At 73.9% G+C, this 11,118-nt stretch carries 11 protein-coding genes; 9 read left to right on the top strand and 2 right to left on the bottom strand.

The annotated features are described in order from the left end of the window. Positions 1–97: 97 nt before the first annotated feature. Complete coding sequence (locus AC1DWH_RS10730; protein WP_477093660.1) at positions 98–490, bottom strand: winged helix-turn-helix transcriptional regulator; 393 nt, start codon at positions 488–490, stop codon at positions 98–100. A gap of 104 nt (positions 491–594) precedes the next feature. Here AC1DWH_RS10730 and AC1DWH_RS10725 point away from each other — a divergent pair, with 104 nt between their 5' ends. The 5 genes from AC1DWH_RS10725 to AC1DWH_RS10705 all read left to right on the top strand — a co-directional run bounded on the left by AC1DWH_RS10725 (position 595) and on the right by AC1DWH_RS10705 (position 5,324). Beyond that, on the top strand, positions 595–1,452 hold the full coding sequence (locus tag AC1DWH_RS10725; RefSeq protein ID WP_477093659.1) for an SDR family oxidoreductase: 858 nt from the start codon (positions 595–597) through the stop codon (positions 1,450–1,452). Between the two features lie 92 nt (positions 1,453–1,544). Then, complete coding sequence (locus AC1DWH_RS10720; RefSeq protein ID WP_477093658.1) at positions 1,545–3,191, top strand: ABC-F family ATP-binding cassette domain-containing protein; 1,647 nt, start codon at positions 1,545–1,547, stop codon at positions 3,189–3,191. Positions 3,192–3,226: 35 nt separating this feature from the next. Further along, positions 3,227–3,688, top strand: a complete 462-nt coding sequence (locus tag AC1DWH_RS10715; RefSeq protein WP_477093657.1) for a hypothetical protein — start codon at positions 3,227–3,229, stop codon at positions 3,686–3,688. 97 nt (positions 3,689–3,785) lie between these two features. After that, entirely contained in the window at positions 3,786–4,898 is a 1,113-nt protein-coding gene (locus AC1DWH_RS10710) for a Gfo/Idh/MocA family protein (RefSeq protein WP_477093656.1), read from the top strand. Positions 4,899–4,967: 69 nt separating this feature from the next. Continuing rightward, positions 4,968–5,324 carry a nuclear transport factor 2 family protein gene (locus AC1DWH_RS10705; protein ID WP_477093655.1) on the top strand — a complete coding sequence of 119 codons (357 nt, stop codon included), beginning with the start codon at positions 4,968–4,970 and terminating at the stop codon, positions 5,322–5,324. A 53-nt stretch (positions 5,325–5,377) separates the two neighbouring features. On the opposite strand, the gene AC1DWH_RS10700 is transcribed toward AC1DWH_RS10705, so the two are convergent. Continuing rightward, entirely contained in the window at positions 5,378–5,788 is a 411-nt protein-coding gene (locus tag AC1DWH_RS10700) for an ATP-binding protein (protein ID WP_477093654.1), read from the bottom strand. A gap of 147 nt (positions 5,789–5,935) precedes the next feature. On the opposite strand from AC1DWH_RS10700, the gene AC1DWH_RS10695 reads away from it, so the two are divergent. The 4 genes from AC1DWH_RS10695 (at position 5,936) to AC1DWH_RS10680 (ending at position 11,084) form a co-directional block, all read left to right on the top strand. Next, a complete protein-coding gene (locus tag AC1DWH_RS10695; RefSeq protein WP_477093653.1) occupies positions 5,936–7,030 on the top strand; it encodes a VIT1/CCC1 transporter family protein in 1,095 nt (364 codons plus the stop codon). 65 nt (positions 7,031–7,095) lie between these two features. After that, positions 7,096–7,917, top strand: coding sequence for an ABC transporter ATP-binding protein (locus tag AC1DWH_RS10690; protein ID WP_477093652.1), 822 nt, complete (start codon positions 7,096–7,098; stop codon positions 7,915–7,917). Positions 7,918–7,951: 34 nt separating this feature from the next. Then, entirely contained in the window at positions 7,952–8,935 is a 984-nt protein-coding gene (locus AC1DWH_RS10685) for an ABC transporter substrate-binding protein (protein WP_477093651.1), read from the top strand. A gap of 25 nt (positions 8,936–8,960) precedes the next feature. After that, complete coding sequence (locus tag AC1DWH_RS10680; protein ID WP_477093650.1) at positions 8,961–11,084, top strand: iron ABC transporter permease; 2,124 nt, start codon at positions 8,961–8,963, stop codon at positions 11,082–11,084. Positions 11,085–11,118: the final 34 nt, after the last annotated feature.

The following is an 11,118-nucleotide window of genomic DNA, read 5'->3' as shown; positions in this document are numbered from 1 at the left end:
TCCACGGGGGAGCGTCGAGAGACCGCCGCTCACCTGTGTTGTCGGCATCGGGGCGGCCGGAGTTCAGTCGGCGGCGCGAACTTGTGTGAGGCCCGCGTCACCCCGTGGCGGACAGCCCGGGGGTGCCGACGATGTCGTCGGCGTTGTCGATGATCCACTCCATCAGCGGCAGCAGCCGGGCGACCAGCTCGGAGCCCCGCGGCGTCAGGGAGTAGTCGACGCGCGGCGGCACGCTGCCGGTCACCTCGCGGTGCACGATGCCGTCGGCCTCGAGGGTCCGCAGGGTCTGCGCGAGCATCTTCTCGCTGATGCCCTCGACCACCCGGCGCAGCTCGCCCCAGCGCATCGTGCGCTCCGACAGGGCGACGAGCAGCAGCACGCCCCACTTGCTGGTGACGTGGTCGAGCACCACGCGGGACGGGCACGCGGCGGGGAGAACCCCGTCGGTCATCAGGCGGCCCAGGGCGCTGACCTCATTGCTTACCGGCACGTGCGTACCTTACGCCGAAGTGGGTACCTATTCCAGGGAAGGTTGCGGGAGCGACCACGGTTGCGGCCGACGAGAAGAACGCCCGCTCTGGAGAGGAACCACCCATGTCCGTCGTCGTCACCGGCGCCACCGGCCACCTCGGCCGTCTCGTCGTCACGCACCTCCTCGCCGGCGGCCTGCCGGCCGACCAGATCGTCGCGACCGGGCGCCGCACCGACCGCCTCGCCGGGCTGGCCGAGCGCGGCGTCAGGACAGCGGTCGTCGACTTCGACGACCGGGCCTCGATCGACGCCGCGCTCGCGGGTGCCGAGACCGTCCTGCTGGTCTCCGGGAGCGTGCCCGGGCGCCGCGTGGCCCAGCACGGCGCCGTCATCGACGCGGCCAAGGCCGCGGGCGCACGCCGCGTCGTCTACACCAGCGCGCCGCACGCCGACACGACCTCGCTGGTGCTCGCGCCCGACCACAAGGCGACGGAGGAGCTGCTCCGCGCCTCGGGCCTCGCGTTCACGATCCTGCGCGACAACTGGTACACGGAGAACTACGTCGGCGCGGTCGAGCAGGCGCGCACGACGGGCGTCCTGGTGACCAGCGCGGGGGACGGCCGGGTGGCCAGTGCGTCCCGCGACGACTACGCGGCGGCCGCGGCCGCCGTGCTGGTGGGCGACGACCACGACGACCGCGTCTACGAGTTGAGCGGCGACGTGGCCTGGACGTTCGACGAGCTGGCCGTCGCGGCGTCCGAGGTGCTGGGCACGCCCGTCGTCGCCACGCAGGTCTCGTTCGACGAGCACCGCGCGATCCTGGTCGAGGCGGGTCTCGACGAGGGCGCCGCCGGATTCGTCGCGACGATGGACGCCGACATCCGCCGCGGCGACCTCGCGGACGCGACCGCGGACCTGCGCACGCTGATCGGCCGGCCGACGACGCCGCTGGTCGACGGGCTGCGCGCGGCGCTCGCCTGAGCGGGGCGGGACACAGCCGGCGGGAATGAGGAGGTACGCGGGCCCCTGGTCCGCGTACCTTCGCAGTCCCGTCGAGCAAGGAGAATGACCGCATGACAGCGACCGTCCAGGCCAAGGGTGTGGGGGCCGGGTTCGGCGATCGCGAGCTGTTCGCGGGCGTCGACCTCGTCGTCGCCCCCGGAGACGTGATCGGGCTCGTCGGCCCCAACGGCGCCGGCAAGTCGACGCTGCTGCGGATCCTGGGTGGCCTCCGCCCGCCCGACTCCGGCAGCGTGTCGGTGTCGCCGGCGCACGCCCAGCTCGGGTTCCTGGCCCAGGAGATCGAGCGGGTCGAGGGCGAGTCGGTGCGCGCCCACCTCGAGCGGCGGACGGGCGTCGCGCCCGCGCAGCTGGCCCTGGACGAGGCGGCGGAGGCGCTCGGTGCGGGAGAGCCGGGCGCCGAGGACGTGTTCTCCGAGGCCCTCGAGCGCTGGCTCTCGCTCGGCGGCGCCGACCTCGAGGCCCGGCTGGGCACGGTGGCCGACGACCTCGACCTGACCGTCGACCTCGACCACCCGATGACGGCGCTGTCGGGCGGCCAGGCGGCCCGGGTCGGTCTGGCCGCGCTGCTGCTCTCGCGCTACGACCTGTACCTGCTCGACGAGCCGACCAACGACCTCGACGCCGCCGGCCTGGACCGGCTCGAGGAGTTCGTCGACCGGTCGGAGGCCGCGATCGTCGTCGTGAGCCACGACCGGGAGTTCCTCAGCCGGACCGTGACGGCCGTGGTCGAGATCGACCGGAGCCTGCAGCGCGTCTCCACCTACGGCGGCAGCTACGACTCCTACCTGGAGGAGCGCTCGATCGCCCGACGCCGTGCCCGGGAGGCGTACGAGGGGTACGCGTCGCGGCTCGACGCCCTCAACGCGCGGGCCCGGATGCAGCGCGCGTGGATGGAGAAGGGCGTGCGCAACGCCCGGCGCAAGGCGACGGACAACGACAAGCACGTCAAGCACCACCGGGGCGAGACGTCGGAGAAGCAGGCCGCCAAGGCCCGCCAGACGGACAAGATGATCGCGCGGCTGGACGTCGTCGACGAGCCGCGCAAGGAGTGGCAGCTGCAGATGACGATCGCCGCCGCGGGCCGGTCGGGGGCCGTCGTGGCGGTCGCCCGGCACGCCGTCGTGACCCGGGGGACGTTCACGCTCGGCCCGGTCGACCTGCAGCTCGACTGGAAGGACCGGGTCGCCGTGACCGGGCCGAACGGCTCGGGCAAGTCGACGCTGCTGGCCCTGCTGCTCGGTCGGCTGCTGCCCACGTCGGGCGCGGTGGACCTGGGCTCGGGTGTGCTGGTCGGCGAGGTCGACCAGGCGCGCCGGGCGTTCGAGGGCGACGAGCCGCTGGTCGACGCGTTCGCGCGTGAGGTCCCCGACTGGCCCACCGCCGACGTCCGCACGCTGCTGGCCAAGTTCGGGCTCGGCGGCCACCACATCCACCGGCCGGCCTCGTCCCAGTCACCGGGCGAGCGCACCCGGGCCGCGCTCGCGCTCCTGCAGGCCCGCGGGGTCAACCTGCTGGTGCTGGACGAGCCGACCAACCACCTGGACCTGCCGGCGATCGAGCAGCTGGAGTCCGCGCTCGACAGCTTCGACGGGACGATCTTGCTGGTCACGCACGATCGCCGGATGCTCGAGACCGTCCGGCTGACCCGCCGCTGGCACGTCGAGGACGGGCAGGTCAGCGAGGTCACCCCCGACTGAGGGCAGTGTCGGACCCTCGCTCTAGCGTCGTCGGCATGCGCAGCGACTTCGACTTCCTGCACGGCGCGTGGACGGTGCTCAACCGCCGGCTCCGCGACGTCACGGATCCCGACGGCACCGAGTGGATCGAGTTCGACGCCCGCAGCACGTGCGAACCGGTGCTCGACGGGGGCAACGTCGACCGGATGTACGTGACCGGCTCGCCGATCGGCGCGTTCGAGGGGTTCACGCTCCGGCTGTTCTCCCCCGACGAGGGCGTGTGGCGGATCTGGTGGAGCTCGGACCGGGCGCCCGGAGTGCTCGACGAGCCCGTGGTGGGCTCGTTCGCCGACGGGCGCGGCACGTTTCGGTGCGTGCAGCGCATCCGGGACGCCGACGTCGGGGTGCAGTTCGAGTGGCTGACCGGGGACCCGCGACGGCCGGTCTGGCAGCAGTCGTTCTCCCGCGACGGCGGTGCCACCTGGGCGATGAACTGGGAGATGGTCTTCAGTCGCTGACGGTCGTCCGCGCGGAACGACGTCGACCAGGCGACGTCCGGCCCCGGTGTCGGGTTGACTGCGGGTGACGCATCCATCCGACTCGCGAGGACGACTCATGACCCAGCAGGCACCCATCCGGTTCGGCGTGGTCGGCAGCGGGTGGCGGGCGGAGTTCTTCGTCCGCATGGCCCGCCTGATGCCGGACCGGTTCCAGGTCACCGGAGTGGTCACGCGGTCGGCCGAGCGAGGCGCCGAGGTCGAGGCGTCGTGGGGCGTGCCGACCGTCCGGACGATCGAGGAGCTGGTCACGGGGGCCGTCCCGGACGGCGGCACCGACCGGCCCGAGTTCGTCGTGGTCTCGACGCCGTGGCCGGTGACCCCGGACGCGATCCGTGAGCTCGTGGAGCTCGGCATCCCGGTGCTGGCCGAGACCCCGCCCGCGCCGGACGCCGACGGGCTGCGGGACCTGTGGGCCGACGTCGGCTCGTCGGGCCTGGTGCAGGTGGCCGAGCACAGCCCGGCGATGCCCTCGCACGCCGCCCGGATCGCGGTCGTCGAGCGCGGCCTGATCGGGACGCCGACGAGCGTACAGATCTCGTCGACGCATCTGTACCACGCGGTCGGGCTCATCCGGCGGCTGCTCGACGCGGGGCGCGGGGAGGTCGAGGTCCGGGCCTCGGTGTTCACCGCTCCGCTCCTCGGCCCCCTCGCCCGCGACGGCTGGACGGGCGCGACCGAGCCCGCGGACGCGTGGAACATCCTCGCGACGCTCGACTTCGGCGGCGGCCGCAGCGGGCTGTACGACTTCACGGACAACCAGTGGCACAACCCGCTGCGCACCAACCGGATCGTCATCCGCGGCTCGCACGGCGAGATCGTCGACGACACCGTGACGCGCTGGGTCGACGAGCGCACCGTCCTCAGCTCGACGATCGTCCGCCGGGTCACGGGGCTCGAGCAGAACCTCGACGGCTTCGACCTGGAGCACCTGAGCCTCGACGGCGGCGTGCTCTACCGGAACCCGTTCCAGGGCGCCCGGCTGGCCGACGACGACATCGCGGTGGCCTCCCTGCTCGACGCGACCGGCGCGTGGGTGCGCGGCGACGGCCCGGCGCCGTACCCGCTGGCCGACGGCTGCCAGGACCACCTGCTCGGCCTGGCCATCGAGGAGGCGGGGCGCACGGGGTTCACCGTCCGGACGGACCGCGAGGCGTGGGCCGACGCGTAGCCGGCCCTGTTGCTCGGCCGGGCGGCCCGCTTACGTTGCCTGGACGATCACCTGACCTGAGGAGATGCCGTGGCCGACCCGTTGGACTCCCTGATGCGCGCCAACCTGCTGGAGGTCTTCGGCGAGCGTGACCCGGACCGCAGGGCCGACGCGATCCGCCGGACCTACACGCAGGACGTCGTCTTCGTCGATGCCGAGGGCGAGACCCGCGGCCATGACCCGTTGCACGCCAAGGCCCAGGCGATCCTCGACGGCGCGCCCGGCTTCGCATTCCGGCCGGCCGGGGAGATCTACCAGGTGGGAGACCTGGGCTACCTCGCGTGGGAGCTCGGTCCGGCCGGTGAGCCCCCGGTGGTCAGCGGGGTCGACATGGGGTTCGTCCGCGACGGTCGCCTGGCACAGGTCTACACGGTCGTCTTCCGGTGACCGGAGACTGACCGGAGACTGACCGGAGGGCGACCGGAGACTGGCCGGAGGCGTCAGCGGCCGAAGCGGTCCAGCTCGCTCGCGTCGTCGTGCCGCAGCTCGAACCACACGGCCTTGACCGCGTCGCCGTCCTTCTCCTCGACGGTGCCCCAGCTCGACGCCAGCCGGTCGACGAACATCACGCCGCGCCCGCCCGGGGCGTCCGGCGGGGGGTTGCGGACCACGGGCACCTCGCGGACGCCGTCGGTGACCTCGACGCGCGTGCGCTCGTCGTCGACGTGCACGCGCAGGGTCACGGGCGGGTCGGCGTGCGCGACGGCGTTGGTCACCAGCTCGCTGACCAGCAGGACCAGCAGCTCGAGGCGCCCGTCGTCGACGCCGGCCTCGCTCAGTCGCTCCCGCGCCCAGTGCCTGGCGGGCGCGATCGCGGAGAGCGCGGGCGCCACCGGCATCTCGGCATACATCGGGAGCCTCCCGGAGCGTGGAACGGGCACGAAAGCCACGATGGCCTTCCGTCGGTTCCCGCCACGGTTCTGCACAACCGATGATTCGGCAACCTGAACACCCCTCTGAAGCCCGATCCGCCCGCGCGCGGCTGCGACCATGGACCAGTGCCGACCACCTCTCCCCCCCGTCAGCAGCCCTCCCGGGCCCAGGTCCGCCGGTGGCGGAAGTACCTCGCCGACGAGCGCGCCGAGGCCGCCGTCTACCGCGACATCGCCTCCCGACGCACGGGTGAGGAGCGGGACATCCTGCTCGCGCTGGCCGAGGCCGAGGGCCGGCACGAGCAGCACTGGCTCGACCTGCTGGGCGACGACGTGGGCCGGCCCCTGCGCGGCGACTTCCGCACGCGCACCCTCGGGTTCCTGGCCCGCCGGTTCGGCTCGGTGTTCGTGCTGGCCCTCGCGCAGCGGGCGGAGTCGCGGTCCGGGTACGAGGACGACGAGGACGCCACGCCGGCGATGGCGGCCGACGAGGCCATCCACGAGGAGGTCGTGCGCGGCCTGGCCACCCGGGGCCGCAACCGGATCTCGGGTACGTTCCGCGCCGCGGTCTTCGGCGCCAACGACGGCCTGGTGAGCAACCTGGCGCTGGTGCTCGGCATCGGCGCCAGCGGCGCGTCGACCGCGACGGTGCTGCTCACGGGCCTGGCGGGCCTGCTCGCGGGCGCGCTGTCGATGGGCGCCGGCGAGTACGTGTCGGTGCGGTCGCAGCGCGAGCTGCTCGAGGCGTCGCGGCCCGGGCAGGCCGCCCGCGCCGCGCTGCCGCACCTCGACGTCGACGCCAACGAGCTGGCGCTGGTCTACCGGGCCCGGGGCATGGACACGGAGGAGGCCCAGGCGCGGGCCGACGAGGTGCTGGCATCGCTGGACCAGGCCGACGCGCTGGCCGACCCGGAGGTCGACGAGGAGGTCGACGAGCACGAGTCCGTCGGCACGGCCGTGGGCGCCTCGGCCGCGAGCTTCTGCTTCTTCGCGTCCGGCGCGGCGATCCCCGTCCTGCCGTACCTGCTGGGCGCAGAGGGGCTCGTCGCCGTCGCCTGGGCGGCGTTCCTGGTCGGGCTCGCGCTGCTGGCCACGGGCGCGACGGTCGGCGTCCTGTCCGGGGCGTCGCCCGCCAAGCGTGCGCTGCGTCAGCTGGCCATCGGCTACGGCGCCGCGGCCGCCACGTACCTGCTGGGCCTGGCGTTCGGCGGGGTCGTGTAGCCGTTCCCGTTCAGCATCCGGATGAGGTTTGGCAATCCTTACTTAGTTGAGGCTAACCTGACCTCGTGACCACCCCGGCGGCCCTGCGCGGCGACCACCTGACGCTCGCGTACCACGGCACCGTCGTCGTGACATCGGCCGACCTGCGCCTGCTGCCGGGCCAGGTCACGGCGCTCATCGGCCCCAACGGCTCGGGCAAGTCGACGCTGCTCCGCGCCCTCGCGCGGCTGCACACCCCGGTCAGCGGGACCGTCAGCCTCCCGGACGTCCCCGACGCCCACACGCTGTCCGCCAAGGACTTCGCGCGGCGCGTGACCCTCCTGTCGCAGTCGCGGCCGACTCCGTCGGGGGTCAGCGTCCGGGACGTCGTCGGCTACGGCCGGCACCCCTACCGCGGGCGGTGGCGGCAGGACGACGCCGACGGGCCGCGCGCGATCGCCTGGGCCATGGAGGTCACCGGCGTCGCCGCCATGGCGGACCGCGGCGTCGACGAGCTGTCCGGCGGCGAGCTCCAGCGCGTGTGGCTGGCCACCTGCCTCGCGCAGGACACCCGAGTCCTGCTGCTCGACGAGCCGACGACCTACCTCGACCTCCGGTACCAGGTCGAGATCCTCGACCTGGTGCGGGACCTGGCCGACGACCACGGCGTGGCCGTCGGCGTCGTCCTGCACGACCTCGACCAGGCCGCAGCCGTCGCCGACCACGTGGTGCTGCTGCGCCGTGGCGTGGTGGTCGGCTCCGGTCTGCCGCACGAGGTGCTCACCGCCGACGCGCTCACCGAGACGTACGGCATCCGCATCGAGGTGGCGCGCGACGAGCGCACCGGCCGCGTGCGCACCCGACCCGTCGGGAAGCACACGCACCGGTCCCACCTGACCACCGTCTAGCACGCCCTGTTCACCGACCTCAGAGGACACTCCTGTGCGCACGCTGACCTTCCCTGCCCTGCTGGCCGGCGCAGCCCTGCTGCTCGCCGCCTGCGGCACCACCGAGGAGGCCGCGGGCGCCGCGCCCTCCGAGTCGGCCGCCGCCACCGGCGCGCCGATCTCGATCACCGACGACCGCGGGACCGTCGAGCTCGACGCGCCCGCGACCAAGGTCGTCTCGCTCGAGTGGGGCCTCACGGAGAACCTGCTGACGCTCGGCGTCACCCCGGTCGGCGCGGCCGACGTGACGGGCTACAACATGTGGGACACCGTCGTGCCGCTGGACGCGTCGACGCCCGACGTCGGCTTCCGTGGGGAGCCGTCGCTCGACGCCATCGCGGCGCTCGACCCCGACCTCGTGGTCACCACGACGGACCTCCCCGTCGAGGTCATCGCGCAGATCGAGGCCGAGTACCCGGTCATCGCGCTCCGCGGCTCGGACGCGACCGACCCGATCGGCACGATGCGCAGCACGCTGGAGATCCTGGGTGAGGCGACCGGCACCTCGGACAAGGCGGAGGCGGCGCTCGCGGTCTTCGACGCCAAGGTCGACGAGGCCAGGGCGACGCTCGAGGAGGCCGGCGAGGCCGGTGCCGCCTTCACGTTCGCCGACGGCTGGGTGGCCGACGGCGCCGTCTCCATCCGCATGTACACGCCCGGCTCCTTCCTCGGCGGCGTCGCCGGCCTGCTCGGTCTGCAGAACGCGTGGACCGGCGAGGGCGACCCCGACTACGGCCTCGCGCAGACCGACGTCGAGGGCCTGACCGGCCTGGGAGACCTCCACTTCCTCTACGTCGGCAACGACACCGACGGCGGCGACGCCTTCCAGGACGGGCTGACCGGCAACGCGATCTGGGAGCAGCTGCCGTTCGTCGTCGCGGGCACCACGACCCGCCTGCCGGACGGCATCTGGATGTTCGGCGGCCCGCAGTCGGGCGCCGCGTTCATCGACGCCGCCGTCGCCGCCATCACCGCCTGAGCTCGGGTCCCCGGGAGCCGCCGCCATGAGCGTGGATGCACCGACGAGTGCAGGCGTCACGTCCGCGGATCCTGCCGTCGTGCCCGCTCCGCGGGAGCCGGCCGGCCGGGCGCGACCCGGGCGGATCGCGGGCGTGTTCGTCGTCGCGATCGCCGTCGTCGTCGTGCTGGCGGCCGTCGACCTCACGCTCGGCACGTCGCACGTCGGGCTGGGGGACCTCCTGGGCCTTCTCACGGGTTCGAGCGACGACGAGACCCTCGCGGTGCTCGTCGCGTCGCGCGCGCCGCGGGTGCTCGCGGGGCTGCTGGTCGGGGTCGCGCTCGGCATGTCCGGCAGCGCGCTGCAGTCGGTCGCGCGCAACCCCCTGGCCTCGCCCGACACCCTGGCCGTCAACGCCGGGGCGTACTTCACCGTGGTCCTCGCCGCCGTGACCGGGTTCGCGCTGCCGTTCGCGGTGAGCGGCGCGCTGGCGTTCGTCGGTGGGCTCGCGGCCGCCGCGCTGGTGCTGGCCATCGCGCGCGGCGGGGCCGAGGGGCCGACCCGGCTGGTGCTGGCGGGGTCGGCGACCATGCTCGCGCTCTCGTCGGTGACGATCCTGCTGATGATCCTGTTCGCGCAGGAGACGCAGGGGATGTTCGCGTGGGGCGAGGGCTCGATCGTCCAGTCCGGCACCACGAAGGTGCTGCAGGCGGCGCCGGCGGTGCTGCTCGCCGGGACCGTTCTCGTCCTGTGGGCGCGACGGCTCGACGTCCTGGCGCTCGGCGACGACACCGCGTCCGTGCTGGGCCTCGACGTCCGGCGCACCCGCGTGGTCACGGTGCTGCTCGCGGTCCTGCTGGCCGCGCTCGCGGTGACGGTGGCCGGGCCCATCGGGTTCGTCGGGCTCAGCGCGCCGGTCATCGCGAAGCTGGTCGCCGGCCGGGTGCCGGGCCTCGCGCGCCACCGGCTGCTGCTGCCCCTCGCGGCGCTGACCGGCTGCATCGTGGTGCTCGCCGCGGACGTGCTGCTGCGTCTGGCGGTGCCGGGCGTCGCGGGCGTCGCCGTCCCGACCGGCGTCGTCACCACGCTGTTCGGCGCGGCGATCATGGTCTGGCTCGCGCGCCGGCTGCGCGACTCCAGCCCGGCGCGCAGCACCGCCGCGGTCGGCGCGCACCCCGCGTCCCGGCGGCGTGTCGCGCTCGTCGTCGGCACCCTCGTCGTCGCCGTGGTGGCCGCGCTCGTCGCCGGCTTCCTGCTGGGCGACCGAGTGCTGCTGATGGGGGACGTCGCGAACTGGTTCGCGGGGGTCAGCGGCCGGCAGGTCAGCTTCGTCCTCGACCAGCGCACCCCGCGCGTGCTCGCCGCGCTGCTGGCCGGCGCAGCCCTCGGGCTCGCGGGCACCACGGTCCAGGCGGTCGCGCGCAACCCGCTGGCCGATCCCGGCCTGCTCGGCATCACGGGCGGCGCCGGCGTCGGTGCGGTGCTGGCCCTCGTGCTGGTCCCCGGGACGACCATCTGGGTCGTCTCCGCCGCCGCCTGCGTCGGCGCGCTCACCACGTTCGCGCTGGTCTACGGCCTGGCGAACCGTCGCGGGCTCAGTTCGGACAGGCTGGTGCTCGTCGGCATCGGCGTCTCGGCCGTGGCCACGTCGCTCATCACGCTGATCGTCGTGCTGACCAGCCCGTACAACACGACGATGGCGCTGACCTGGCTGTCGGGCTCGACCTACGGGCGGACCGCCGCGCAGGTGTGGCCGGTGGCGATCGCGCTGCTGGTCCTCACCCCGCTGGTGCTGCGCTGGCGCCGCGACCTCGACGTGCTCGCGGTCGACGACGACGTGGCCCGCGTGCTCGGCGTGCAGCTCGAACGGACCCGCCTCGGGGTGCTCGTGGTGACCGCCCTGCTCACGGCCGTGGCGGTGTCCGCGATCGGCGTCGTCGGCTTCGTGGGGCTGATGGCCCCGCACCTGGCCCGCTCGCTCGTCGGCTCGTCGCACGTCCGCGTGATCCCGGTGGCCGCCCTGCTGGGTGCGCTGCTGGTCAGCGTCGCCGACACCCTGGGCCGCACGGTCATCGCCCCCGCGCAGATCCCGGCCGGCCTGCTCACGGCCATGATCGGCGCCCCGTACTTCATCGCCTTGCTGTGGCGGACCCGAAGGAGCGCAGTGTGACGAACGCCCGGGTGAGGACAGCCTCACCTTCCCT

The sequence above is a fragment of the Cellulomonas sp. P2_F12 genome (assembly GCF_056403775.1).
This window is presented reverse-complemented; position numbering and strand designations above follow the sequence as displayed.

Excerpts from the sequence above, each read along its gene's own strand:
- AC1DWH_RS10725 (WP_477093659.1), top strand. The coding sequence starts at position 595 with ATGTCCGTCGTCGTCACCGGCGCCACCGGCCACCTCGGCCGTCTCGTC.
- AC1DWH_RS10720 (WP_477093658.1), top strand. The coding sequence starts at position 1,545 with ATGACAGCGACCGTCCAGGCCAAGGGTGTGGGGGCCGGGTTCGGCGAT.
- AC1DWH_RS10715 (WP_477093657.1), top strand. The coding sequence starts at position 3,227 with ATGCGCAGCGACTTCGACTTCCTGCACGGCGCGTGGACGGTGCTCAAC.
- AC1DWH_RS10710 (WP_477093656.1), top strand. The coding sequence starts at position 3,786 with ATGACCCAGCAGGCACCCATCCGGTTCGGCGTGGTCGGCAGCGGGTGG.
- AC1DWH_RS10700 (WP_477093654.1), bottom strand. The coding sequence starts at position 5,788 with ATGTATGCCGAGATGCCGGTGGCGCCCGCGCTCTCCGCGATCGCGCCC.
- AC1DWH_RS10680 (WP_477093650.1), top strand. The coding sequence starts at position 8,961 with ATGAGCGTGGATGCACCGACGAGTGCAGGCGTCACGTCCGCGGATCCT.